The 25,975-nt window shown below is 67.9% G+C and carries 21 protein-coding genes and 1 tRNA gene; 7 read left to right on the top strand and 15 right to left on the bottom strand.

Annotated elements, in window-relative coordinates; translation table 11 throughout:
• Nucleotides 1–61 precede the first annotated feature (61 nt).
• Nucleotides 62–802 carry a GTP-binding protein gene (locus tag ASD42_RS25390; protein WP_056821197.1) on the top strand — a complete coding sequence of 247 codons (741 nt, stop codon included), beginning with the start codon at nt 62–64 and terminating at the stop codon, nt 800–802.
• A gap of 379 nt (nt 803–1,181) precedes the next feature.
• Here the strand turns inward: ASD42_RS25390 and ASD42_RS25385 are convergent, their stop codons facing one another.
• Both ASD42_RS25385 and ASD42_RS25380 read right to left on the bottom strand, forming a co-directional pair.
• Complete coding sequence (locus ASD42_RS25385) at nt 1,182–1,394, bottom strand: hypothetical protein (RefSeq protein WP_056821195.1); 213 nt, start codon at nt 1,392–1,394, stop codon at nt 1,182–1,184.
• Nucleotides 1,395–1,520: 126 nt separating this feature from the next.
• Entirely contained in the window at nt 1,521–2,144 is a 624-nt protein-coding gene (locus tag ASD42_RS25380) for a hypothetical protein (protein WP_156677582.1), read from the bottom strand.
• A gap of 648 nt (nt 2,145–2,792) precedes the next feature.
• Here ASD42_RS25380 and ASD42_RS25375 point away from each other — a divergent pair.
• Nucleotides 2,793–3,935, top strand: coding sequence for a serine hydrolase domain-containing protein (locus ASD42_RS25375; protein ID WP_084465322.1), 1,143 nt, complete (start codon nt 2,793–2,795; stop codon nt 3,933–3,935).
• Between the two features lie 46 nt (nt 3,936–3,981).
• On the opposite strand, the gene ligD is transcribed toward ASD42_RS25375, so the two are convergent.
• Both ligD and ASD42_RS25365 read right to left on the bottom strand, forming a co-directional pair.
• On the bottom strand, nt 3,982–4,965 hold the full coding sequence (ligD, locus tag ASD42_RS25370; RefSeq protein ID WP_084465321.1) for a non-homologous end-joining DNA ligase: 984 nt from the start codon (nt 4,963–4,965) through the stop codon (nt 3,982–3,984).
• A 222-nt stretch (nt 4,966–5,187) separates the two neighbouring features.
• Nucleotides 5,188–6,114, bottom strand: coding sequence for a winged helix-turn-helix transcriptional regulator (locus ASD42_RS25365; RefSeq protein ID WP_056821189.1), 927 nt, complete (start codon nt 6,112–6,114; stop codon nt 5,188–5,190).
• Nucleotides 6,115–6,367: 253 nt separating this feature from the next.
• Between ASD42_RS25365 and ASD42_RS25360 the strand changes: the two genes are divergently transcribed.
• Nucleotides 6,368–7,606, top strand: a complete 1,239-nt coding sequence (locus tag ASD42_RS25360; RefSeq protein ID WP_056821187.1) for an acetyl-CoA acetyltransferase — start codon at nt 6,368–6,370, stop codon at nt 7,604–7,606.
• Between the two features lie 112 nt (nt 7,607–7,718).
• Here the strand turns inward: ASD42_RS25360 and ASD42_RS25355 are convergent, their stop codons facing one another.
• The 7 genes from ASD42_RS25355 to ASD42_RS25325 all read right to left on the bottom strand — a co-directional run bounded on the left by ASD42_RS25355 (nt 7,719) and on the right by ASD42_RS25325 (nt 16,725).
• Nucleotides 7,719–9,200 carry a carotenoid oxygenase family protein gene (locus tag ASD42_RS25355; protein ID WP_056821185.1) on the bottom strand — a complete coding sequence of 494 codons (1,482 nt, stop codon included), beginning with the start codon at nt 9,198–9,200 and terminating at the stop codon, nt 7,719–7,721.
• Nucleotides 9,197–9,730 carry a PaaI family thioesterase gene (locus ASD42_RS25350; protein ID WP_235569821.1) on the bottom strand — a complete coding sequence of 178 codons (534 nt, stop codon included), beginning with the start codon at nt 9,728–9,730 and terminating at the stop codon, nt 9,197–9,199. The genes ASD42_RS25355 and ASD42_RS25350 overlap by 4 nt, the downstream gene beginning before the upstream one ends.
• A 1-nt stretch (nt 9,731) precedes the next feature.
• A complete protein-coding gene (locus ASD42_RS25345; protein WP_056821183.1) occupies nt 9,732–11,471 on the bottom strand; it encodes a class I adenylate-forming enzyme family protein in 1,740 nt (579 codons plus the stop codon).
• A gap of 35 nt (nt 11,472–11,506) precedes the next feature.
• A complete protein-coding gene (locus ASD42_RS25340; protein WP_056821182.1) occupies nt 11,507–12,703 on the bottom strand; it encodes a thiolase family protein in 1,197 nt (398 codons plus the stop codon).
• A 2-nt stretch (nt 12,704–12,705) separates the two neighbouring features.
• Complete coding sequence (locus tag ASD42_RS25335) at nt 12,706–14,367, bottom strand: aldehyde dehydrogenase family protein (RefSeq protein WP_056821180.1); 1,662 nt, start codon at nt 14,365–14,367, stop codon at nt 12,706–12,708.
• Nucleotides 14,368–14,536: 169 nt separating this feature from the next.
• Nucleotides 14,537–15,478 (bottom strand): winged helix-turn-helix transcriptional regulator, encoded by a 942-nt coding sequence (locus ASD42_RS25330; RefSeq protein WP_056821793.1) that lies wholly within the window; start codon nt 15,476–15,478, stop codon nt 14,537–14,539.
• A gap of 53 nt (nt 15,479–15,531) precedes the next feature.
• Nucleotides 15,532–16,725 (bottom strand): thiolase family protein, encoded by a 1,194-nt coding sequence (locus ASD42_RS25325; RefSeq protein WP_056821178.1) that lies wholly within the window; start codon nt 16,723–16,725, stop codon nt 15,532–15,534.
• Between the two features lie 94 nt (nt 16,726–16,819).
• Between ASD42_RS25325 and ASD42_RS25320 the strand changes: the two genes are divergently transcribed.
• The gene (locus ASD42_RS25320; protein ID WP_056821176.1) at nt 16,820–18,376 is read left to right on the top strand and encodes a class I adenylate-forming enzyme family protein; all 1,557 of its coding nucleotides are present in this window, start codon (nt 16,820–16,822) and stop codon (nt 18,374–18,376) included.
• Nucleotides 18,377–18,419: 43 nt separating this feature from the next.
• Nucleotides 18,420–19,424, top strand: a complete 1,005-nt coding sequence (locus ASD42_RS25315; RefSeq protein ID WP_056821173.1) for an NAD(P)H-dependent flavin oxidoreductase — start codon at nt 18,420–18,422, stop codon at nt 19,422–19,424.
• 263 nt (nt 19,425–19,687) lie between these two features.
• Here the strand turns inward: ASD42_RS25315 and ASD42_RS25310 are convergent.
• The 4 genes from ASD42_RS25310 to ASD42_RS25295 form a co-directional block, all read right to left on the bottom strand.
• Nucleotides 19,688–19,759: transfer RNA gene (locus ASD42_RS25310), tRNA-Val, on the bottom strand.
• A gap of 32 nt (nt 19,760–19,791) precedes the next feature.
• Nucleotides 19,792–20,256: a peroxiredoxin gene (locus tag ASD42_RS25305; protein ID WP_056821170.1), complete on the bottom strand. Its 465-nt coding sequence runs from the start codon at nt 20,254–20,256 to the stop codon at nt 19,792–19,794.
• 73 nt (nt 20,257–20,329) lie between these two features.
• Nucleotides 20,330–20,752: a DUF3052 domain-containing protein gene (locus tag ASD42_RS25300; RefSeq protein WP_056821168.1), complete on the bottom strand. Its 423-nt coding sequence runs from the start codon at nt 20,750–20,752 to the stop codon at nt 20,330–20,332.
• A gap of 127 nt (nt 20,753–20,879) precedes the next feature.
• The gene (locus ASD42_RS25295) at nt 20,880–21,428 is read right to left on the bottom strand and encodes a hypothetical protein (protein WP_056821167.1); all 549 of its coding nucleotides are present in this window, start codon (nt 21,426–21,428) and stop codon (nt 20,880–20,882) included.
• A 214-nt stretch (nt 21,429–21,642) separates the two neighbouring features.
• Here ASD42_RS25295 and aceE point away from each other — a divergent pair, with 214 nt between their 5' ends.
• Nucleotides 21,643–24,525: a pyruvate dehydrogenase (acetyl-transferring), homodimeric type gene (gene aceE, locus ASD42_RS25290; protein WP_056821164.1), complete on the top strand. Its 2,883-nt coding sequence runs from the start codon at nt 21,643–21,645 to the stop codon at nt 24,523–24,525.
• 44 nt (nt 24,526–24,569) lie between these two features.
• On the top strand, nt 24,570–25,871 hold the full coding sequence (locus tag ASD42_RS25285) for a PucR family transcriptional regulator (protein WP_174551937.1): 1,302 nt from the start codon (nt 24,570–24,572) through the stop codon (nt 25,869–25,871).
• The last annotated feature ends 104 nt before the right edge of the window (nt 25,872–25,975 follow it).

The raw sequence follows: 25,975 nt of genomic DNA, 5'->3' as shown, positions 1-25,975 counted from the left end.
TCGGGCGCGGGTACGGTGAGCGGATCGAGGATGCGATGACATCGATCTGGAGTACCGCGCGATGGGCACCAAAGCTATTGACCCACAGTCGATTCGCAACGTCACGATCATCGGCGATGCCGACGAGACGGAGCGGGTGGTCCATCGTCTGCGCCGATGTTTCGGCGACACGGAGAACGCGGTCCACTGGTCGACGGATCACGTCGAGCACACGATTCGCGTCGCCGCGTTGTCGAGCGACGCCCCCGTCGCCGACCTGGAACGCGCCATCCGCGTAGCCGACGGGGTGATCGCGGTCGTGAACGCCGCCGCGCAAAGCACCCCGCGGCTCGAAACCATGCTGCGAGTCGCTGACGATCACCAGGTCGCCCGTCTGTGCCTGATCACCGGGCTCGATCACCCCGGCGCGGACTTCGACCGTTGTGTTCGCACGATCGCCGAGACTCGCGGGGCAGCGCCGTTGGTATTGCAGGTCCCCGCCGGCACCGGTGCCGACTTCGACGACGTCATCGACCTGGTCCCGATGGTGTCGGCCGGATCCGTAGGAAGTCATGAGGAACCCGCCGAGCGGTGGTACCGCAAGCTCGTCGAGACCTTGACTGACCAAGAACCTGCGGATTCTCGCACCCTCGGGGACCTGCACAACCGCATCCGCCGCCGCACTCGCAACGGTGACGTCGTGCCCATCCTGTGCGGTACACCCCTCGCGAGCAACGACATCGCCCCACTCCTGGACGCCATCGTCCGCTACCTGCCATCCCCCCTGTACGTCTGCCAGCCGGAACACGCCCTCGACTACTGACTGCCGCGTTCGCCACATGAGCGGACAGGCGTGACTTGCCCGCTGCGGCGTCGGTGCGCCCAGTCGTAGTACCCGACCGGCGACGTGCATAATCGAACGTATGTGCGACTCGATTCGGCTCTATCTGCGCAATGGACGCTGGACGGAACCAGCGCCGCGCTTCTGTCCGAACGGGCACCGACTCGGGGCAGGGCGGTCGCTCGTCAGTGTGATGCCCTGCCTCCGGATCGGCGGACATCACCGAACGCACACCTGTCTCGCCTGTTCCACGACCATCTACTGTCCGCCGATTCACACCGATTGCGAGCACTAGGTCTGCGCTGGTCGAAGTCCTCCGCCCGCCGGACAGCGGGCGGTAAGGAGCTTCTGTATGGGCCGATTACGTGGGGATGATGATGGACCCGCAGGAGTTGGCGCCGACAGCGCATCCGATCGCGGTGAACACGGACTGCAACAGGCTGGAGGAGCCGGTGCCCAACGAGCTGCTGCCCGAGGGGGATTCCGCGACGGCGGGACCGGCGGCGGCGACCAGTCCGGCGGTAATGGCGAGGGCTGCGATGCCGGTGTGCAATGCCCGGGTGTTGAGAGTCATATCGGAAGCGTAGGGGCGATCTGCTGATTCCGATCGCCCCCTAATCCTGGGGCACCGGTGTATTTCAGAGCCTTCGGACGCATGGGACATGCACGACGTTGCGGGTCGGCCGAATCTGCTGGGAGATCACGCGGGCAATAGGGCACCGACTACGGCGCCGACCCCACCGCCGAGTGCGCTGCCTGCTACGGATCCGACCTGCACGAAGCTGACCCCCGCCGTGGCGCAGCCGACAATCGCACCGGCAATGGCCAAGATCCCAGCGGTCGTGGCACCCACTGCGGCACCGGTTCCGAGCCCGCCGAGCACGCAGCCGGCGGCGAAGCCGATCGCACCGCCCACTGCGGCACCGATGACTCGCCCTAATTCGATAGCGCCGGGAATGTCGCGCTGACGGCCCTCGGTTGACGGGTCATCGATCGCGGTCACGCCTGCGGCCACCGGAGTTTCGGCGGGTACCGGCGACACGGGTGCAAGGCCGAGCGAGGCTGATTGTGCCTGATCGGCCGTCAACCGCAGGGTGCTGTCGCTGATGTCGGCGGCGAACGGGATCGACCGACCGGCAAGCTCGAACGTCAACGGCACCCGTAGGACTACCGTCCCGGCCGAGTCGGTGAGCTCGACAGCGTTTCCAGCGTGCCGAAAACTCCCGGAACTGACTTCGGCAACCACAGTCGCCCCGTCGACGCGGGTATCCCAATTGATCTGCGCTACCGGAGCTGCCGAGGCGGATCCGGTAGCACTCACCATTGTCCCCAGCATCGCGACGCCGGTCAGAGCCGACGCTAGTGCAATTCGAACTTCACGCATCGTTGCGTTCTCCCATTCAGGTGGCGATCCGACGAAGCTCGGTCGAAAGGCCGAAGCCTGCTGCGACGCAACCACCGCGCAAACGAAATATCTACGGCGCGTAGTGATTATCCGAAACTGGCATCATCGAGAATGGAAGTGTAACGGAACCGTTTTACTTTTGGGACGGCTATGGCAACTGTCCGCACCGGCCCGACGGCCGAGCTGGAAGTCCGCTCCACCTGTGGGTGCGTAAGTCGCGACGGTACCACCGAGGACACACTGAGAAGGGTGATCGGCCTCGTGGAAATGCTCCTCCATAGTTCCTCGATTTCGTTGCCATCGCCGAGCAATTCAGTGACGGTTCACAGCAACACATGTCTTTATGTGGCTTATTGTCAGTGGAACACCAGCGATGTTTGTTGCGTGAGTTGTTGTACGTAATAGTCGATTCCCCGACTGAGTTCCAGCGCGTGCCGCGACGAGTTCCGCCCTATCGCCCAGCTGGCAGGTAGCCAGTGGTGGCTGGTCGGTAGTGGTGCCAGCACCACCGGGTATCGGGGTGGCGGCAGGCTCCTCATGACAGGTCGTTCGCCCTAGTTTCAGGGGATGCGGATGAGACTTGCGATGCTGGGGATGACGGTCTTGGTGGCCACATCGTGCGGCGTGGACTATGCGCCCGATGCCATGGAAGCGGGCCGGGCGCAGATCACCGACGCGCTGAACAGTGCGGTGCACCAAGGCTATCCGGGAGCTCAGGCGGTGATCACCGATCACGGCCACACCTGGACGGTCACCACGGGGGTAGCGGACCTGAATACCGGCCTGCCGTTCCCCGACCATGCTCGGCTCCGGATAGCCAGCAACACCAAGCCATTCGTCGCCACCGTGATGCTGCAATTGGTGGCCGAGGGCAAGGTCGAGTTGGACGCGCCGGTGGAACGGTATCTTCCGGGCGTGGTGCACGGGCCGGGCATCGACGGCAATCGGATCACCATCCGAAACCTCTTGCAGCACACCAGTGGACTCCCCGAATACGCGGCCGAGTTCGGGACGCCACCCGAGCCGGGACAGATTGCCGGCCTCACGGAGGAAGTCCGATGGGGGACAACGGATATCGCCGCGGCGGTCCGCAACGTGCTCACCACGCCCGCCGATTTCGAGCCCGATGCGCAATGGGCGTACTCCAACACGAACTACGCCGTCGCCGGGATGGTGATCGAGGAGATCACCGGAAATCCGATAGGCACCGAGATCACCCACCGCATCATCGAGCCGCTCGGCTTGCGCGACACCTACTACCCGAGTCCCGATGAAGTCGACATCCGCGGCCCACATCCCAAGGGCTACACCGACATCAGTGGTGTGCGAGTCGACTACACCAGCCAGAACGTCTCGTGGGCAGGCGCGGCAGGCGCCATGGTCGCCTCCGGCGCGGACCTGAACCACTTCTTCATCGCCTTGCTGGACGGAAAGCTGCTCCCACCCGAGCAATTGGCGGAAATGAAGAACGTCCGACCGACCGGAGTGGACAGCACATGGGCATACGGCCTCGGCCTGGCGCGGATCACGATGTCGTGCGGCAACGAACTCTGGGGCCACACCGGCGGTCTCTCGGGCACAGTGACCTACGACGGCGTAGTGCCCACCACCGGCCGCGCCATAACCATCGCCCTCAACCAAGACCTGATAGACGACCGCTACGACGAAGGCTCCCGGGCCTTGGACGCTGCCGCCTGCGCGGCACCCTAGGGCCCGTGTCGAAGTCCCACCCCGGGCGAGCCTTTGGGGCTTATCGCTATCCGTCCGTGTTGGGAAGGGTGATCTCCTGCGGAGTCTTGTCGGTTCGGATTCCCCGGAAGCTGGGGTGTCGCAGTAGGCCGTCGCCGCTGATCTCGCGGTACTCGATGTCGGCGACGAAGACTGGCTCGACCCACCACGCGGCGTGTGCGATGGGCGGCGGTGGTGGGTTGTCGAGGGGGCTGGTTTCGCGACGGACTTTGTCCAGTGCGGTGCGGATGCTGCGTCGTGATGCCGCGGTGAAGCCGGTGCCGACGCCGCCGATGCAGCGCAGGCGTCCGTCGGGGGTGTGTCCGGCCAGGACCAGGCCGCCGAAGGTGGTGGCGTTGGCGCCGTTGCCGGGGACCGCGCCGACGATCACGGCCTCGGTTGTGAGTCGCAAGACCACTTTCGTCCAGGCTGAGGAGCGGCGGCCGGGTTCGTAAATCGAGTCGCCGTGTTTGCAGACGATTCCCTCCAGCCCGGAGTCGGCGGCGATCCGGAGCAGTTCCTCGGCGTCGGTCTCGGCCAAGGACCACATCGGTGGAACCCGTACGTGCTCACCGTCGTCGAGGGTGAGGTCGGCCAGTTCGGCGCGGCGTGTGCGGTAGGGGTCGTCGAGCAGGCTCTGGTCGTCGACGCCGAGTAGGTCGAACACGATGTAGTCGACTCGTACCTGGTCGATCAGTAGGGCTGAGGGGCGTCGGACGTGCATGCGTCGCTGTAGCCGGGAGAATGAGGGGGCGCCGTGGTCGTCGGGGGCGACGAGTTCGCCGTCGAGCAGCATGGTGCGTCTGTCGGTGATCTCGGTCAGCGCGGTGACGATCTCGGGGTAGGAGCCGGTGATCTCGCGTAAGTTGCGGCTCCACAGGCTGATCCCGGTCGGGGTGCAGTGGGCGATCGCGCGGACGCCGTCCCATTTCATTTCCGCGCACCAGCCACCTGGCGGCTGTGGTGGCCGTCCGGCCTTGGCCAGCATCGGTGCCGGCACCGAGAAGCCCACAAGATCAGTTTAGGCCGGTCCCGGCCGATCAGGCGGTCATGCTCGGCGTTGCTCGGCAACCCGCCACAATCGGGCCGCGTCCTCGTGCCGCCCCAGCTTCCAACGCGGTAGTCCGGTCTCGATCTGACACAACGTCACCTGATTTCCCGGATCGTTCGGCGTTTTCCGGTATGCCATGCGTGTCCGGGCTCGTCTGGTGGTGCGACGGGACCGGGCGGCTCGTCAGGATGCTGCCCCCGGTCGGCTGAATTCGGTGTCGGCCCTGCGCAATACGCCGTTGCAGGCGTTGCAGGTGTACTGGGGTTCGAGCAGGTGCTCGCCCGCGCTGTGCACGATCGTCAGACCGGACCGTCCGTCCTCGGTCAAACGTCGCGCCGCCCACGCGTTGAGCGCGGCGAACACGGGAAAGAAGTCGAGGCTCTTGGGGGTGGTGCGGTACTCCTGCCGTCGCGCGCCGTCCACGATCGGCGTGCGGACCAGCATGCCGTTGTCGACGAAGTACGCGAGGCGGTCGGTCAGGGTGACCGGTGAGATCGACCCGAGCCGGTCCTGGAAATCGCCGAACCGGCGGTTGCCCTCGAGGGCGGCGGCGAGCAGGAAGGTCGACCAGCGATCGGCGAGCACGCTGCTGGAGTCCATCCCCGGCGCGTCCGCCTTCGCGGTGCGCCGGGACCGGCGGTCGGCGACGTCGACGAGTAGCGGCGCGTCGACCTCGGTCCGCACGTCGCGGGCGGTCACCCCGATCGCCTGACACCCGCCGCAGCCGAACACCGGGGTGATGAGGTGCCCACATGTGCGGTGCCGCAGCTGGGTGGTCGGCCGGTCGGGTGCCCACGGCGCCCAGTGGCGGTCCCAACTCCACAGTGCGACGAAGGCCAGCCACAGATCGTCGCCGAGATCGGTGAGGCGGTACTCGTTGCGCGGCGGCGCGGTCGAATACGGATGCGCGTCGAGGATCCCGTCCTCGATCAGCCGGCCCAGGCGATGCGACAGAACGGCGTCGGAGATCCCCAACTCCTCACGCAGTTGCGCGAAACGTTCGGCGCCGCCGAAGACGGCCCGCGTGATCTGCAGATTCCATCTGTCGCCCGCGATGAGCAGGGCGTGCCCCAGCGCGGACGATGCCGGGTGGGTCGGGACTGAGGACATGGCCTCAATCATCGCAAACAAGGTCCGGCCGGGCGCCACGGCGCTGTGTCCGGGCGTCTGCGCGAGTAGCTCTTCACTCAGAAGTAACCGAAAACGTGCACGGCTCAATCCCGGAGGGGTTTGCTGGCATTATCGGCGATGTTTCGCCTTTATACTGGCGATTCGCCGATGAAACGGGTGGGTCTTAGTAACTCTTTATCTTGTAGTAACAACGGGTCGTAGCTAGCCTGAGATGCGACAACAAGGAGGAAAGATGACGAACCCCGTGTACGTGCTCGGAGGCGCCCAGACCGACTTCGCCAGGAACTGGTCGAAGGAAGGGCTCGGCCTGGTCGACATGTTCGCCGAGACCGTGCCCGCCGCCCTGGCCGACGCGCGTGTGGACGACCGCGAGGTCGGCGTGATCCACGTGAGCAACCTCGCCGGCGAACTCTTCGCTGGCCAGGCCCAGCTCGGCGGCATGGTGGTCGCGGCGGTGCCGGGCCTGGACGGGCTGCCGAGCACCCGGCACGAGGCGGCGTGCGCCTCGGGCAGCACCGCGATCCTCGCCGCCTGCGCGGACATCGAATCGGGCCGCTATGACGTGGCGCTGGTGGTCGGCGTCGAGCTGATGCGCAATGTGTCCGCACAGACGGCTGCCGGATATCTGGGGACCGCGGCGTGGGCGGGGCGCGAGGCGCTGGATGCGCAGTACCCGTGGCCCGCGCTCTTCGCCGACGTCGCGCAGGAATACCAGCGGCGCTACGGCCTCGATCACGCGCATCTGGGCCGATTCGCGGAGATCGCGTTCGGCAACGGATCCCGCAACGGCCTTGCGCAGACCAGGGACTGGGACTTCCCGGCGGGATCCTTCGACGAGAACGACGAGGTGAACCCCCTCGTGGAGGGGATGCTCCGCAAGACCGACTGCGGGCGCATCACCGACGGCGCCGCCGCCGTGGTGCTGGCCGGACCGAAGTTCGCGCGGGCATGGGCGCAGCGGACCGGAGCCGACCTGGACCAGGAGGCCACGATCGCCGGATTCGGCCATCGCACGGCCACCCTGCTGCTCACGGACAAACTCGCCGCGAGCGCCGACCAGGACTACCTGTTCCCGCACCTGCGCGGAGCCGTCGAGGACGCCTACCGGCGCGCGGGGATCGCGGGCGTAGCCGAACTGGATGTCGCCGAGATCCACGACTGCTTCACCATCAACGGGCTGGTGACGCTCGAGCACATCGGTCTGGCCGATCCGGGCAAGGGCGGCGAGGCGGTGATGGACGGCTCGATCGAACGCGGTGGGCGGCTGCCGGTGAACCCCAGCGGCGGGCTGATGGCGCACGGCCACCCGGTGGGCGCCACCGGAGTTCGCATGGTGCTCGACTCGGCGCGGCAGGTCACCGGCCGGGCCGGAGACCATCAGGTCGACGACGCCCGCCGGGCCCTCACCGTCAATATCGGCGGTTCGTTCACGACCGTGGTGTCCACGGTCGTCGTCCGGGGTACCCGGTGACCGGCGGCCGCGCCCGCCCGGCGCCGGCCTAGCCGCCAACGACGAAAGTCTCCTGGGCGAAGCGGTTTCGGACCGCCTCGCACCAGGAGACTTTCGATTCATCCTCGTCGCGCTACGCGCGGGCCTCGGTGAGCTGATCGGCGCGGACCCAGGTGGCATGGAAGCCGGAGGGCACCCGGCGCGGCAGCAGCACCCGCGCGATCGGTCCCGCCGCGATGTCCTCGGCGTCGAAGATGTTGATCTCGCCCTTGTCCTCGGCCTCGTCGTTGACGAAGCAGACCAGGTAGCCGTCGGTCTCGCCGGTGGATCCGTCGCGCGCAGCGAAGGGCGCCTCCGAACCCCAACGTCCGGCACCGAACTTGTGTTCTTCCTTGGCGCCGGTCTGCGAATCGAAGCGCACGAGGCCGTCGAAGAGCAGGGTCGGCTCATTGCCGAGGCTCATGCTGTAGGAGTACCGGTGCGGGCGGCCCATGACCCGCGAATCCACGCTGGGGAATTCGATATTGGCGTTGTCGAGTTCGGTCTCGATGGTGGCGCCGGTGCGCAGGTTGAAGCGGTACCGGTAGAGCTGGGCATCGAGGCGCATGTACGCGAGCATGTTCGACAGCGGCGAGGCGAACGTCGTCTGGTGCTGAGGGTTCTTCACCCGGCACACGTCCATGATGATCTCCTCGCCCGCTTCCCACGCATTGACTACGTGGTAGATGTAGCAGGGCTTCACCTCGAACCAGCGCACCTCACTGCCCTGTCCGTGCCGGGGAATGACGGCGAACCGGGCGGGAAGTTCCTGATCGTAGAAGATCCGGTACTTGCCTGCCCGGCGCGCATCGTGATCCTGCACCAGCGGAAGGTCCATGAGGATCGAGTAGTTGTCGGTGATCCCGATGTCGTGCGGAAGGCGCGGACCCGGCAGATCGATCTGCGTGAGGTGCGTCTGACGACCGTCGGCGCCGATGATGCCGTAGCGCAGGAAGTCCTGGTCGGGGCCGTAGTCGAACCAGATCAGTTCGCCGGTGGCCTCGTCGACCTTCGGGTGGGCCATCATGTCGCCCGCGAAGGTGCCGAGGAAGTCTTGTGCGCCGAGGGTTTCCAGCGACAGCGGATCCACGCTGTAGGGCGTTCCGCACAGGTACCAGGTCGCCAGGACCTCGCCGCGATGGTAGATCACGTCGGTGTTGGCGGAATCCTTGATCCCGAGGCCGTGTCCGTTGCCCCACGGATTGCCCTCGGGGTTCTCCATGAGTCCGGTCCACAGGGCGCGGCCCGCCTCGGACTCGTCGTGGAAGGCCTTGGTCCGGACGTACCGATTGCGGTACCGCACCTTCCCGTTCTCGAAGTGCGCGGCGTGAATCATGCCGTCGCCGTCGAACATGTGATAGCGGCCCGGCGCCTCGAACTGCCGGTTCGGGCCGTTGCGCAGGTACACGCCGTTGAGGTCCTTGGGGATCTCACCGATGACCGTGAGGTCGTCCAGGGTGAGTTCGTCGTGGACGGGCGCGAACACTCCGAGGGTGTACGGATTGTCGTCGGTGGCCTCGACCGGGCGAGCGACGGCGATGGGCTCGCCGTTCGCGCGGGGTTGGGTGGAAGTCATGCCTGCTCCGTTTCGGTATTGCAGAGTTCTCTTCGGGAGTGCGAATGTTGTTGCGGCGCCGTCGGGTAGAGCACCATCTGGGTGCAGCGGAAGAGCGCGATCGCCCGCCCGGCGTCGTCGCGGACGGTGGCGTCCCAGACCTGGGTGCGCCGGCCACCATGGACGAGCGTCGCGTCGACGGTGACCGTCCCCGACCGTGCGGTGCCGAGATAGTTGGTCTTGAGTTCGAGTGTGGTGAATCCGGCCGCCTCGGAAGGCAGCGCCAGCCGCGCGCCGACACCGCACACCGTGTCGGCCAAAGCCACGACGGTGGCCGCGTGCAGGTATCCGTTCGGCGCCAGCAACTCCTCGCGCACCCGCAGGTCGCCGGTGACCGCCGATGCCGAGGCCGCGAGGATGCGCATCCCGACCAGGCCCGGGAACCGCCCGTCGAGCATCGCCGTCAGCTCATCGGCGATGGGCCGGTCGGACCCGGTCGGCGTCTCGCGTGGTCGGCCCACCGGTGCGTCGGCACCATCTGGCGATCCCACGTCAGCCTGCCTGCTCGATCGCGCTGCGGATGTCGCGCCGCTGCAGCTTTCCGATCGGGTTGCGGGGCAGCTCGTCGACCGTGACGATCCGCTCCGGCAACTTGAACGAGGCCACCTCCTTCGCGCGCAGGAAGTTCACCAGGTCCTCGAGTGCGACCCCGTCTCCGGTGGCGGGAACGACGACCGCACAGCACTTCTCGCCGAGAACGTCGTCGTGGTAGCCGACGATCGCCACGTCGGCGACCGCGGGATGGTCGATCAGGATTCCCTCGATCTCGGCCGGAGCGATGTTCATTCCGCCCCGGATGATGATCTCCTTGCTGCGGTCGACGAACCTGAGGTACTCGCCGTTGTCCCCGCACAGCTCGAAGATGTCTCCGCTGCAGAGGTATCCGTCGTCGTCGAACGGGCTCGACGCCGCTGTTCCCTCGAGATAGCCGGCGAAGATCGTCGGTCCCTTCAGGCGCAGTTCGCCGCGCCCGCCGACGGCGGTGACCTGCCTGCCGGTCGCCAGATCCACCAGGCGCACCGAGGTGCGCTCGGCCACGGTGGTGACCCAGGACCTGTCCGGCGCACCGTAGTTCGGCAGGTACTCGGCGCGGATCATCGGGTCCGGTGTGTCCGACGGTGCGCCGAGCAGGCACACGCCTTCGTTCGAGCCGAAGAAATTGAGCACCTCGACGCCCAGCGAGTACTGCCAGTCGCGCACCACGCCGGGGGGCAGCGGAGCGCCGCCCGACCCCACCCGGCGGAGCGCGGACAGGTCGTGGGCGGCCCGCAGGTCTTCTCGTTGCAGCAGCATGGTGAGGATCGCGGGCGGCATGCTCGTGTGGGTGACGCGATAGCGCTGGAGCTGATCGAGATACACGGCCATGTCCAGCGGGTGGTGCAGCACCAGGTGGCCACCGCCGAGCAGCCACGGCAGCAGCGATGTCGCGAACCCGGCCATGTTGACCACCGGGAACGGGTTGAGCATGACCGACGCCTCGTCGGTCTCCAGACCGTCCTGCACCGCCTGCCCGACCGCGATCCAGTCGCCGTGGCAGCGGGGCACGCCCTTGGGCGCGGCCTCGGTACCGCTGGTCCAGCAGATGGTGATGCAGTCGTTCACCGAGCGGGGCAGCGCGGTGTAGGCGCGACGCACGGCATCGACCGATTCGCCGGTGGCGGGGGCCGCGTCCAGCGGCAAGCCGCCGTTCGACGCCGGTGGGCCGAAGGTGAACACCGAACGCAGCGAGGGCAGTTCGCCGATCAGGCTGAGCGCTTCCTCGGACGGTGTTCGGTCACCGAGACTGTTGACGGTGACCACCGCGACGGCCGAGGCGGATTCGACGATCCGCGTGAGTTCGTGCCGTCGATACGAGGCGGGCATGGGGGCCGCGATCGCGCCGAGGCGCCACAGCGCGAAGTAGGTCGCGATCAGGGCGACGGAGTTGGGCATCAGCACCGCGACGACATCGCCGGGACCGACACCGGACTCGTGCAGCGTGGCGGCGAGGTCGTCGACGCGGGCGGCGAGTTCGCGCCAGGTCAGTGCCGTCGGCTCGATCCCGCACAGCGCGGGCAGGTTCGTCGGATCGGTCACCGCCGGGGCATCCCCGCGGCGACGGACCTGGTCGTCGAGGAGGTCCAGCACGGTCAGTGGCGACCACCACTGGTGTTCGAGGTAGTCCTGGACTCGGTGATCGGGATGGCACGGGCGTAAGCGGTTGGCGGCGTTGCCGTCCGAGTTGGCGTGCATGGCGTCCTTCGGTGCGAGAGGTTCGGGGTGGAGGGTCAACGGAGTCGGCGCACGACGACGGCGGCACCGAGCCCGAGCGCTGCCGGGATGGTCACGAGGGCGTACTCGCCGTCGATGCGGGCGAGCTGGTCCAGGGCGTTGACGAGCAGTGCGCCACCGCCCGCGCCCAGTGGGTGGCCGGTGGCGAGCGATCCGCCGAGCGGGTTCACCGCGGTCGGATCGAGCCCCAGTTCCCGGGTCATCACCAGGACGGACGCGGCGAAGGATTCGTTCGCCTCGATCACGTCGAGTTGGTCCGCGGTGATTCCCGCCTTCTCGAGTGCACGCCGCGCGGCGGCGACCGGTGCCGTCAGCAGCGGCGAGCGCACGGCGACCTGGGCTACGCCCACCACTTCGCCGATCGGCTCCCGGCCGATTCGGTCGCGCGCGGCGGCGGACCCGAAGACCGCCATCGCCGCACCGTCGGCCATCTGCGGAGCGGTGGCTGCGGTGTGCAGCCCGCCCTCCGGCCGACCGACGGCGGGCAGCCGCATCGCCACCCTGCTCCACGACGGATCCTCCCCGAAGAGGGGAGCGAGTTCGCCGAGGGATTCGAGGCTGACCTGCGGTCGGGGTCCCTCGTCCGATTCGAGGATCGTGGTGCCGCCCGAGCGGACCGCAATCACCGACTCCGACAGCGGGGCCGCGGCGGCACGCTGGTGCGAGGTCACCGCGTAGGCGTCGAGATCGGTTCGGGTCAAACCGTATTGGGCTGCAAGGAGATCAGCGGAGACCCCGATGGTCACGTAGCCGGTGCGATCGCCGAGCTCCTCGTCGCCGACGAAGGCAGGCCGGTCGGACAGCATCGGTACCCGCGACATCGATTCGACGCCACCGGCGAGGACGACATCGGCGATGCCGGAAGCCACCTTGGCCGCAGCGGACTCGATCGCTTCCAGCCCCGAGCAGCACAGTCGCGAGACCACCCCGGCGCCGACCTGGTCCGGCCAGCCCGCCCAGAGCAGCCCGGCGCGGGCGACGTTGCCGCCCTGTTCTCCGACGGCCGTGCTGGTGCCGACGATGACATCGTCGACCGTGTCGGCGGGGAGTCCGCGTTCCTGCAGGGCGGTCAGCAACTGGGCGAGGAGTTCGTGGGCGGGGACATCGGCGAACGTGCCGCCCTGACGCCGGACCCGGGCCTTCGGCGTGCGGACCGCGTCGTAGATGTAGACCCCGGAAGTGAACTGGGACATGGTCATTCCCCCTCGACCTGGCGGCGATCCTGGACGATGCGGAATCGCCCGGCGATGAAGGACTCGTCGGTGAGGGTCGCGTTGCCCGCCGGGTTGAGGCCGGTGACGTGGTAGTCGCTGTAGGCGGCCGCGAACTGCATGGGCATCGAGGACACCAGATTCGCCGACAGGGAGGCCCCGGCATCGGCGTACGCGTCGGCCACCTCGTCGATGACGGCGTCGTCGGTGCAGTAGAGGTAGGAGCTGATCGCGCCGTGGTTGCGGACGCTCGCGGTCGCGTGCGCCACCGCCGACGCGGTGTCGGCACAGTCGACCAGGAACGCGACCGGACCGAACTGCTCGCCCTCGGGAAGCGTCTCGCCCCGACGGGGGTCGACCCGGATGACCAGCGGCGTCACCGCCCGGGCCTGGGGGTAGTCGGGATGCGCGTATGGCACCGGCTTGCGGAGCAGGGTTCCATTCGCCTCGGCCGCGTCGGCGAGCGCGGTGATCGAGTGCAGCGTCGCGTCGGACTGGAGCGCGCCGCAGACCGCACCGGCGCGGCGAGGTGCACCGGCCAGGTCGTCGATCGCCGACAGGAGCGCGGCGATGACGTCGTCCCGGGCGATCACGCCGTCGTCGGTGCGCACGCCCGCGTCCGGGATGTAGAAGTTCTGCGGCGTGGTGCACATCTGGCCGCTGAAGAGCGAGAGACCGCCGGCGAGCGTGCGCATGGCCGCCGACAGGTCGGCAACGGAATCGAGGACGACGGTGTTGACGCCCGCGGTCTCGGTGAACACCAGGGCGTTCGGGACGTTGCGTTCCAGCCACGATCCGAACGTGGGACTGCCGGTGAAGTCGACGATCCGCACTTCGGGACTGGTGGCCAGCTGCCCAGCGACGGGGGCGTCGGCGGTGTCCACGACCAGCTGAACGGCGTCGGCGGGCAACTGCGCCTCGACCAGTACCTCGCGCAGCACGCTCACCGCGAGCGCGGTCGCCAGGATCGAGCGGGGGTGCGGCTTGACCAGCACCGGATTGCCCGTCGCGAGGTTGGCCAGAATCGCCGGATAGGCGTTCCAGGCGGGGAACGAGGCGCAGGCGACGACGAGTGCGGTGCCGAGCGGGCGGACCCGGAAACGCTTGCGCAGGGTCACCTCCGACTTGCCGAATCGCTGCTGCCAGGTCACCTGTCCGGGCACCCGGGTCATGGCCGACCAGGCCGTCGCCACGGCTTCCAGGCCGCGGTCGAGGGCGTTGGTCCCGCTTCCGCTGCACGCCATGGCCAGGCTCTGCCCGGTGGTGTGCGCGGTGACCGCCGCGAACTCCTGGCCACGCTGGTGGATCCGGTGCAGCGCCTCCAGGCACACGCCGAGCCGGCGTTCGACGCCGGCGTCGCGCAGGGCGGTGGCGGCGGCCGCCGCGCCCACGAGCGCCTCGTCCACCGACGGCGCGCTGTAGCTGACATTGAGCGACTTCCCGGTGTACGGGGAGACCTCGTCGGCGGTGATCACCGAGCGGGTGGGCGACGACAGCGACAGGGTGGCGCCGTCGTAGGCGCCGAGTAGGGCGTCGGCTCGCGCGGCGTCGGGCGGGGCGATGGGCGCGTACCCGGTCCACGCGGTGCGGGTGCGGTTGGCCTCTGCCGCTGCCTGCAGCAGTTCGAGGTGGGAATCGAAGAACATGGGCGCTCGTTCCTGTGTCAACAGTTGTGCCGAGATCAGTCAGTCATCGGAGGACGGGGCGTGTGTCCGCTCACTCGGAATAACTACTGTTATTGAAGTGAACCAGGACACAGCGTGAATTGTCAACGGCCGACGAGGTCGAACCGCTCGAAGGGGGAGGGTTTGTCGGCTAGCGCGGGAGCTGAGCGCCGAACGGGAAGGGCTCGAAGTGCACGGAGGTGCGATCCAGCCGGGCGTCGCATCCGCGGCAGCGCAGCGCGGGGAGCAGCCAGGAACCACATTCGGGGTGGCGGAGTCTCGGACCGAGCGGGAGCGCGTCGGGATGTGCGATCTGCGTCCACGAGATCAGGAAGGCGAAGATCGGGAACAGTCCACGGCCGCGTGGGGTCAGCACGTATTCGCGCCCGCCACCGCCGTCGCTGCGGGTGAGTATCTGCACCTCGGACAGCCGTCCCAGCCGCTCGGTGAGGGTCGTCGGCGAGATGCTCAGGATCGACTGGAACTCGCCGAAGCGGCGCACCCCCGACAGCGCCAAGCCCGTGACCATGGCGCTCCAGCGATCGCCGATCGCCTCCATGACCTCGGTGAACTGCAGGTCGGCCCGGCTCACCGACGGGGCATTGCGGGTCGACCGCCGTCGCCCGCTGTGTGCGACGAGGACCAGCGAATCGCGGTCCAGTTCCAGCCGCGCGTCCCGGGCGCCGACGGTGCCGTCGCAGTGCGCGCAGGCCATCGCCGGTGGTCCCCGATGGCCGCAATCGATGTGCACCAGCTCGGGTTGCAGCAGCCCTTCCGGGGACCATTCGCGCTGCCACGCCCACACGCTGGCCAGGATCTCCCAGGTCGCCAGCCCGAGTTCGGTGAGCATGTAGTCGTGACGGTCGCCGCCGTCGGTCTGCGGCCTTCGCTCCATCAGGCCGGCCTCGACCAGCGCGTTCAGTCGCGCCGTCAGCATGGCGGGCGGAGCGCCGGTGCGGTCGATCCACTGGCTGAAGCGGCGCACGTGATCGACGAAGGCCTCGCGCAGGATGGCAAGGGTCAGCCGGTCGCCGAGCAGGTCGATCGTCTGGGCGACCGGGCTCGGAGGTGCGGCGGTACCGGATTCGGTCACCTCACCCACCTCTCCGTAGTACCTGCGACGATCGCATTCCGGCGCTCGCTTCTTCAGGCCTCCAACACAATAGCGATGCCCTGTCCCACACCGATGCAGGCCGCCGCGACCCCGATGCCGCCGCCGAGCCTGCGGAGATGACGCAGGCAATCGACCAGCATCCGCGCCGCCGATGCGCCGAGCGGATGACCCAGGGCGATGGCGCCGCCGAACGGGTTGATCCGATCGATCGGGATGCCGGGAAGTTCACGCAGGCACGACAGCACCATCGCGGCGAACGCCTCGTTGAGCTCGAGTACTCGAACATCGGCGAGCTCGAGACCCGCGCGGTCCAGCGCTTTCGAGATGGCGGCCACCGGCGCCAGCGCGAACCTGTCGGGCTCGGCGCCGACGACCGCAGAGGCCAGCACCCGGCCGAGTGGTTCGACACCGAGTTCGTCGGCGACGGCTCCGGTGCCCACCAGGGCAGCGACCGCTCCGTCGCTGATCGGAGACGAATTCCCGGCGGTGACGCTGCCACCGCTGGAGAAGGCCGGGCGTAGGGCAGCCAGGGTCGCCGCGTCGGGCTCGCGGATCGATTCGTCGCGGTCGAGGTTCGGGTGTGGCACGACGAAGCCGTCGTGGACGCGGTCGGTCCATGCCCGCCCAGCCAGCTCATGGGACCGCAGCGCCCATGCGTCCTGCTCTGCGCGGCCGACGCCCAGTTCCTCGGCCACCAACTCCGCTGACCTGCCGAGCGTCTCGACCCAGGCCGTCGGGAAACGGGGGTTCGGCATGCGCCACCCGACGGTGGTGGAGATCAGTTCCATCGATCGCGGAAACGCGGTGTCCACCGGCGGGAGCACGTACGGTGCGCGGCTCATGCTCTCCGAACCGCCCGCGATCGCGATCTCGGCGTCACCGACCGCGACCCGTCTGACCGCGGACAACACCGCTTCGGCGCCGGATCCGCACAGCCGGTTGACCGACACGCCCGGAATCGTGTGCGGGAGTCCCGCGAGCAGCACAGCCATCCGGGCCACGTTGCGGTTGTCCTCGCCCGCGCCGTTGGCATTTCCCCAGACGACGTCATCGATGCGGCTCGGATCGAGAGTGGGATGCCTGCGGACCAGGTCGGCGATCGGCAGCGCGGCCAAATCGTCGGCGCGGATGTGGGCGAGCGCGCCGCGGACTGCGCCGAACGGCGTGCGGACCGCATCGATCACCCACGGCGCGCGTCGGTCGGTGGGGGAAAGGCGTCGGGTCATGGGTCTCCTCTGGTGTTCGGTCGGTTGCGTGGCCCTTGCGGAAACGCGCCCGCCGTTGTCTACTTCAATAACTGTAGCGAATGAAAGGGATCTCATGTCCATAGCCGACGTGGTTCGTCTCGCGGCCGATCGGTACGGGCCCACGATCGCGATCGAGGACAGCCGCGACACTCGAACGTTCACCGAACTGTCCGACCGGGTACACGCCATGGCCGGGGGCCTGCTGGGCCTGGGTCTCGCGGCGGGAAGCCGGGTCGTGGTTCTGCTCGGTAACTGCACCGCGGCGGTCGAGGTCGATCTCGCGCTGGCGATCGGCGGTTTCGTCCGGGTCTCGCTCAATCCGCGCGTGGGCCCGGTGGACTGGGAACGCGTCGCCGCGGACTGCGTGCCGGACGCGTTGATCGTCGACCCCCGGATCGACGGCGCGGCCGAGTTCGCCGCCCGGGCGACCACATCGACCGTGATCACCGTCGGCGCGACGTCGTCGACCGGTCCGTCGCTCGACGAGTTGGCGGCCGGTGCCGTGGGCCACGCCGCGATGCCCACGCCGGCGCCGGATTCGCTGTGCGCGCTGCACTATTCGTCCGGGACGACCGGAGTACCGAAGGGCGCCCAGCGGACCCACGCGAACCGGCTGGCTTCACTGGGCGCGATGCGCGACCAGGTGCTCGCAGGCACCCTCGACGGCGCCGAGCCCGCGGTGTTCCTGCACGCAGGCCCTGTCATCCACACCAGCGGGCTGTTCGTGCTGCCTTTCCTCGAGGCCGGCGGGCGTCAGGTGCTGCTCGACCACATCAACCCGGCGGGCCTGATCGACGCCGTCGCCACCCACGCCGCGACCCACACCGCGCTGGTGCCCACGGTCATCGCCCGGCTGCTGGACTTCGACGACGACCGGCTGTCGGCGCTGCACCGCCTGCGCATGCTCGCGTACGCGGGCGCCCCGATGCCGGTCGAGCACATCCGGCAGGCGTATCGCCGCATCACGCCGAATCTCGTCCAGTACTACGGAATGGTCGAGGCGATCCCGCCCCTGACCGTGCTGACCGCGGCGGACCACCGCCGTGGCGTGCTCGGGAACGCCGATCTGCTCGGTTCGGTGGGGCGCGTCTGCCCGGCGGCGGCCATCGCGTTCCACGCGCTCGGCGGCACCGTCCCCGACGGGGAGATCGGCGAGCTCGTCGTCGCGGGTCCCGCCGTCAGCCCCGGCTATCACAATGCGGGCACGCGCACGGATCTCGGCAAGAGCCACGTCGACGGACGCCTGTACTCGGGCGACCTCGGCTACCGGGACCCCGACGGCTACATCCACCTGACCGGCCGCAGCAAGGACATGATCATCACCGGCGGGTACAACGTCTATCCCCGCGAGGTGGAGGAGGCGATCTCCGCGATCCCCGGGGTCGACGATGTCGTCGTCGTCGGACTGCCGGACGAGGTGTGGGGGCAACGCATCGTCGCCGCGTACACCTCGGCCGACACGACTGTCGAGGACAGCGTCGTGCTGGCCCAGAGCCGCACGCGACTCCCCGACTACAAACGCCCCAAGTCCGCCCACCGCGTCGACCGTCTCCCGTTGACCGCGCTGGGAAAGGTCGATCGGGCGGCGGCCGCCGAACTGCTCGACGCCCTCGTCCGAGCCGCATCGTGAACGCACACAAGCACTTACACCGACACCCGACAGAGGAAACACCATGACCGACTCGTTCCTGTCCACCCTGCGCCTGCCCGTCGTCGCGGCACCGATGTTCCTGGTGTCCGGCCCGGAGCTCGTCACCGCCGCCTGCACCGCAGGCATCGTCGGTTCTTTCCCGACGCAGAATTGCCGCACCGCGACCGACCTCGACACCTGGATGGGATCGATCACCGATCAGCTCCGCGCGGCGGAGGCCACCGGGCGCCAGGTCGCGCCGTGGGCGGCGAACGTGATCACCCACAGCAGCAATGCCCGCCTCGGGGACGATCTGCGCCTCATCGCCGAATATCAGCCGCAGATCGTCATCACCGCCCTCGGGTCCCCGAAACCCGTGATGGACATCGTCAAGGGATACGGCGGCACGGTGATCGCCGACGTGGTGAACCTGCGCCTGGCGCGCAAGGCCGCCGCCGCGGGCGTGGACGGCATGGCCTGCGTGTCGGCGGGCGCGGGCGGGCACACCGGCCACCTGTCGCCCTTCGCGTTCACCTCCGCCGTGCGTGAGTTCTTCGACGGAATGATCATCATCGGGGGCGGCATCAGTGACGGGCACGGTGTCGCGGGGGCGATCACGGCGGGCGCCGACCTGGTCTACATGGGTACCCGGTTCCTGGCGGCCGAGGAGAGCATGGCCGTGGACGGGTACAAGCAGATGGTCGTCGACCACGGTCCCGACGACCTCGTGATCAGCTCCGCGATCACCGGCACCCCCGCCTCCTGGCTCGCGCCCAGCCTCGTCGCTTGCGGCCTCGACCCGGACAACCTGACACCGCCGACCGGGGAGAAGAACTACACCGCCGGTGCGGAATCGATGAAGCGATGGAAGGACGTGTGGGCGGCCGGCCAGGGGCTCCAGCCCATCCGCGCGATCGAACCGGTGAGCACGATCGTCGAGCGGATCGAGGAGCAGTACGTCGCGGCGCTGCACCGGACGAACCAGCGGATCGTGACCACCTCGCTCACGTGTGCGGCGCACGCGGAGCCGGTGCGATCCAGGTGGTGAGGTAGGAGCGCGGGGCGGCGCGGGCTTGTGTGGAACCCACCGGGCGACCTGTGCTCGCGGCGCTGCTCCGATGACTGTGTCTCGGTCGGCGCCCGTGCTGCCGATTCCTTGCGGTAGTCCGCGTCACCGCCGCCGGAGCCAGCTTCGCCGAATAGCGGCCGTGCCTCGACGAAGGTGCTCGCACGCTGAGCGGCGATCACCGGACAAAGTGATATCGGGGGAGTGGAGACGGGCGGCGGGAACAGTGCCTGCTGTTTCGTAGGTGGGCGCAGAGGGGATCGAACCCCCGACCGCTGGTGTGTAAAACCAGTGCTCTACCGCTGAGCTATACGCCCTGGCACCGCCGGGGAGTACCGGCGGTGTCGGGTTATGAATCTAGCGCGGCGAGGGCTTTCTCCCAAGCCGCCTGGTCACGGGCTTGTCCGGGACCGTTCATTTCCGCGAAAGTGATGTAGCCGGACTTGTCGACAACGAAGGTTCCGCGGTTGGGGTAGCCGGATTTCTCGTTGAAGACGTCGTAGGACTGGGTGACGGCGCCGTGCGGCCAGAAGTCCGACAGCAGGGGGAACAGGTAGCCCTGTTCCGCGGCCCAGATCTTGTGGGTGGGTGGAGGGCCGACGGAGATCGCGATGATCTCGGCGTCGTCGTTCTGGAACTTGGGCAGCTCGTCCCGGACCTTGCACAGCTCGCCCTGGCAGATGCCGGTGAAAGCGAGTGGATAGAACACCAGCAGCACGTTCTTCTTGCCGCGATAGTCCGACAGGGTGACGGGCTGGTTGTTCTGGTCCTTGAGCGTGAAATCCGGCGCGAGAGTGCCAACCTCTAGCGGCATACTACGAATCCTCCGTCGTGTCGGGTCCCAGCCGGGCTCGCGAGCCCAACTGAGACCCTAGCGAACGGCGGATTCAGCGCTGTTTGGACGGTGCCTTCGGCTGAACGAGCCGTGAGGCCGTCCAACTGCCGAGGCTGATGGTCGATGTCTGGGTCAGGCCGGCCGTGGGTGCGGCTTCGGCGATCTCGCTCGGATCGACATGGCCTTGTTGACCGGTTTTGGGGGTGAGGACCCAGATGAAGCCTTCATCTGCCAGCGGGCTGATGGCATCCATCAGCTCGTCGGCCAGATCGCCGTCACCTTCTCGCCACCACAGCAGGACGGCGTCGACGACCTCATCGGAGTCTTCGTCGACCATTTCGCCGCCGCTGACCTCCTCGATCTCGGCGCGCAATGCGTCGTCGGTGTCCTCGTCCCAGCCCAATTCCTGAACAACCAAGCCGTGAGAAATGCCAAGCTTCTGAGCGTAGTTCTGCGCGTCCGCCGCGGCGACCACGGTGGTGTCCTCCCTAAACTTCCGACAGTAAGATAGGTGCAAGCGAACATGGTTATCGGCCGCAGCGCAAGCTGATCGGATGAATTGGGACCGTATGCCGCGTGTCGGCAGGGCAAAATCGACCGTCTCAACAGGCGTCGTGGACTGCGGTTCGAGCCTGGTTGATGGCGCGACTGGCCTCGTTGAGCTTGCCGACAGGTGAGTTGTAGGTCATCTTTCTGGTCTGCACGGCCAGCTCGCGCGCCGCGACGACGTAGGCGGTGAACTTGTCGGCCAATTCGGTCGGCAAGGCGCCCGCCGCGGTGACGATGCCCGACTCGACCTTGGTCGCCGCGTTGTCGAGGGTGGTAGCCGCGGACTCGCGCTTGACGGCGTAGTCGGGGGCGTTGGCGTCGTGCGCGGAGACGAAGTCGTTGTAGGCGGTGACGCCGGCGCCGGTGGTGGTGGCGAACTGCCCGCAGTTGTCGGTGATCGCCCGCTCTCGCGCCGCCGCGGCGCGCGAGGACGCGGCTGCCGAGGACGACGCGGCGGCCGCGGTTTTGTAGGCGGCCACTTCGGCCGCGTCGGTCGTCGGTGTGCCGGGGATCTGCTCGGCACAACCGGCTATCACCGACCCCGCGGTCACGGCGACAAAGGCGCAGATCAGCCCCAGCCGACGCGCGTGCAGCACCCTCATCGTTCGGCGTTCCCTCTCACTCACCTGCGCGACTCGTACTCCCCGCAGAACCTACCTAATGGTATTCCCGCTCAGGTGATGACCTGGGCAGCCGTTTCGGTAAGGATGGGAGTGCACCCGAACCTTTCGTAACGGGTGGTCCGCACACCAAGCGGGCAGGCCCGGGGATAGCGACGCCGACCAAGCAGTTCAGCCCCCATCACGAGGAGCAGATTTGACCGACCTGATCCACTCTGCAGCTTCCAACGATCCAGTAGCGACCTCCGCCGCGGGCGGTGAATCCACCACCAAACCCACCGGTGAACGGGTACGGGTCATCCGCGAAGGAGTGGCGTCGTATCTACCGGATATCGATCCCGAGGAGACCAGCGAATGGCTGGAATCCTTCGATGACATGCTCGACCGCGAAGGCCCCGGCCGCGCCCGGTACCTGATGTTGCGCTTGCTCGAGCGCGCCGGCGAACGCCGTGTCTCGATTCCGGCGCTCACCTCCACCGATTACGTCAATACGATTCCCACCGAGAACGAGCCGTGGTTCCCCGGTGACGAGGAAGTCGAGCGCCGCTTCCGCGCCTGGATCCGGTGGAACGCCGCGATCATGGTGCATCGCGCGCAGCGCCCCGGCATCGGTGTCGGCGGCCATATTTCGACCTACGCGTCGTCGGCGGCGCTCTACGAGGTGGGTTTCAACCACTTCTTCCGCGGCAAGGATCACCCCGGCGGCGGCGACCACGTCTACATCCAGGGCCACGCCTCGCCCGGCATCTACGCGCGTGGTTTCCTCGAGGGCCGCCTCAGCACGGACCGGCTCGACGGATTCCGTCAGGAATACAGCCACGGCGGCCTGGGCAAGGGCCTGCCGTCCTACCCGCATCCGCGGCTGATGCCGGACTTCTGGGAATTCCCGACGGTGTCGATGGGCCTCGGCCCGATGAACGCGATCTACCAGGCCAGGTTCAACCACTACCTCACCGATCGCGGCATCAAGGACACCTCCGACCAGCACGTCTGGGCCTTTCTCGGCGACGGCGAGATGGACGAGCCCGAATCGCGCGGCCTGATCCAGGTGGCCGCCAACGAGGCGCTCGACAACCTCACCTTCGTGATCAACTGCAACCTGCAGCGGCTCGACGGCCCGGTGCGCGGCAACGGCAAGATCATCCAGGAACTGGAGTCGTTCTTCCGCGGCGCGGGTTGGAACGTGATCAAGGTGGTCTGGGGTCGCGAGTGGGACGCGCTGCTCGGCGCCGACCGCGACGGCGCGCTGGTGAACCTGATGAACTCCACCCCCGACGGTGATTACCAGACCTACAAGGCCAACGACGGCGCGTACGTGCGCGACCACTTCTTCGGCCGCGACCCGCGCACGAAGGCGCTGGTGCAGAACATGTCCGACAGCGAGATCTGGAATCTCAAGCGCGGCGGCCACGACTACCGCAAGGTCTACGCGGCGTACTCGGCGGCGATGGCGCACAAGGGCCAGCCGACGGTGATCCTGGCCAAGACGATCAAGGGCTACACCCTCGGCAAGCACTTCGAGGGCCGCAACGCCACCCATCAGATGAAGAAGCTGGCGCTGCAGGACCTCAAGGACTTCCGCGATCTGCAGCGGATCCCGATCAGCGATGCCGAGCTGGAGAAGGACCCGTACCTGCCGCCGTACTACCACCCCGGCATGAACGATCCGGCCATCGAGTACATGCTGGCCCGGCGCAAGTCGCTCGGCGGTTTCGTGCCGGAGCGACGCTCGCCCGCCGAGCCGCTGAAGCTACCGGGCGACGAGGCCTACCGCTCGGTGCGCAAGGGTTCGGGCAAGCAGAAGGTCGCCACCACCATGGCCCTGGTGCGCCTGGTCAAGGAACTGTTGCGCGACAAGGAGATCGGCAAGCGCATCGTGCCGATCATCCCCGACGAGGCCCGCACCTTCGGCATGGACTCGTGGTTCCCGACGCTGAAGATCTACAACCGCAACGGCCAGCTCTACACCTCGGTCGACGCGGAACTGATGCTCGCCTACAAGGAGAGCGCGGTCGGCCAGATCCTGCACGAGGGCATCAACGAAGCCGGTTCCACCGCCTCGTTCACCGCGGTCGCCACCTCCTACGCCACCCACGGCGAGCCGATGATCCCGCTCTACATCTTCTATTCGATGTTCGGGTTCCAGCGCACCGGCGACAGCTTCTGGGCCGCGGCCGACCAGCTCGCGCGCGGATTCGTCCTCGGCGCCACCGCGGGCCGCACCACCCTCACCGGTGAGGGTCTGCAGCACAACGACGGGCAGTCGCTGCTGCTGGCCTCGTCGAATCCCGCTGTGGTGACCTATGACCCGGCGTTCTCGTTCGAGATCGCGCACATCGTGCGCGATGGTCTGCGCCGGATGTACGGCGGCGGCGAGGCCCCGGCCAGTCAGCTGCCCGGTACCGAGGTGTCCGCTGTCGGCACGTTCGGCGGGGAGAACATCTTCTACTACATCACCCTGTACAACGAGCCCTACCAGCAGCCGGCCGAGCCCGACGATCTCGACGTGGCGGGTCTGCTCAAGGGGCTGTACCTGTACCAGGACGGTGGTGAGGGCGAGGTTCGTGCCCAGATCCTCGTCTCCGGCGTGACCGTGCCCGACGGGCTGCGCGCACAGGAGATCCTGGCGCAGGAGTGGGGTGTGGCCGCGGATGTGTGGTCGGTGACCTCGTTCGGCGAGCTTCGCCGGGAGGCGCTCGACAAGGAGATCGCGGCGCTCAAGCACCCCGACGCGGATTCGGGCTCGCCGTATGTCACCCAGGCGCTCTCGGCAGCGCGGGGACCGGTGGTCGCCGCGACGGACTGGATGCGCGCGGTGGCCGATCAGATCCGGCAGTGGGTGCCCGGCGACTACATCACCCTCGGCACCGACGGGTTCGGCTTCTCCGACACCCGCACGGCCGCGCGCCGGGTGTTCAACGTCGACGCGCAGTCGATCGTGGTCGCGGTGCTGGAGGGCCTGGTCAAGGACGGCACGTTCGACAAGGCCAAGGCGGTGGAAGCGGCCGCGAAATACGGCATCGACAGCGTGTCCGCCGCGCCGAAGCCGAGTGCGGACGCGGCAGAGGAACTCGCGTAGCGGACTATTGGACTGTGGAGCGCAAACCGCCGCGGCCCCGTCGGATCACCGAGGGCACCAGCGAACACGAGGTCTATCTGCCGACGGGGGCTCTGTCCCCGAACCGGCAGACCCGTGATCCGCTGCCCGACACGCTGCTCAAGCGGGTCAAGCAGTTCTCGGGCCGGCTGTCCACCGAGGCGGTGGGGTCGATGCAGGATCGGCTGCCGTTCTTCGCCGATCTGGACGCCGCGCAGCGAGCGGGCGTGCAGATGCTGGTGCAGACGGCGGTCGTGAACTTCCTGGAGTGGTTGCAGGATCCCGATTCCGATATCCGCTTCAGCCTGGACGCGTTCCAGGTGATTCCGCAGGATCTGGCGCGGCGGCTCACGCTGCGCCAGACCGTGGACATGGTGCGGGTGGCCATGGACTTCTTCGAACAGTGGCTGCCCGCGCTGGCGCGCAACGATCGTCAGCTGGTGGCGCTCACCGAGGCGGTGCTGCGATACGGGCGTGAGCTCGGCTTCGCGGCCGCCTCGGTGTACGCCAGCGCCGCCGAGTCGCGTGGCGCCTGGGATACCCGCCTGGAGGCCCTGGTGGTCGACGCGGTGGTCCGTGGCGACACGGGTCCGGACATGCTTTCGCGGGCCGCCACGTTGAACTGGGACGCCACCGCGCCCGCCACGGTGCTGGTCGGCACACCGCCGCTGGACCAGGGCGTGTCGACGGTCGGCGCCGTGCACACCATCGCGACCAAACACGGCAGGGCCGCGCTGGCGGTGGTGCAGGGCGCGCGCCTGGTGATGGTGGTCAGCGGGCACCTGGGGGAGTCGGGCATCGGCTCGCCGTTCCTCACCGATCTGCTGGCCGAGGTGTTCTCCGACGGTCCGGTGGTGATCGGCCCCACGATGCGCACCCTCGGCGCCGCGCACGCGTCGGCGATCGAGGCATTGGCGGGAATGGAGGCCGTTGTCGGCTGGCGCGGGGCGCCAAGGCCCGTTCACGCCACGGAGTTGTTGCCCGAACGCGCGTTGCTGGGCGATAGAGCTGCGATAGAGGCGTTGAACGAGTATCTTGTGCTCCCGTTGGCCGCTGCCGGATCTTCGTTATCCGACACACTCGACGCGTACCTGGATTGTGGCGGAGCAGTAGAAACTTGCGCTCGGCAGCTGTACGTCCATCCAAATACCGTCCGGTACCGACTCAAGCGAATCGGCGAAGTCACCGGCCGTGATCCGATGAATCCCCGGGACGCGTATGTGCTCCGAATTGCAGCAACAGTGGGCCGTTTGACACGAACGCATAACGAATCGTCACCCCCAGTCACAGAAACCCCACCCATCCCAATGGCCAAGGACCCCCTGTAACGGGATCGGGGAAACGGTCGATCCCGACACCCCACCTCGGATTTTGTGGGACCCCTACAAAAGCGATCCGAAACCTTCATTCGCGCCGACATCTCATGCGGTGG

Source organism: Nocardia sp. Root136 (assembly GCF_001427185.1).
Taxonomy (GTDB): domain Bacteria; phylum Actinomycetota; class Actinomycetes; order Mycobacteriales; family Mycobacteriaceae; genus Nocardia; species Nocardia salmonicida.
This window is presented reverse-complemented; position numbering and strand designations above follow the sequence as displayed.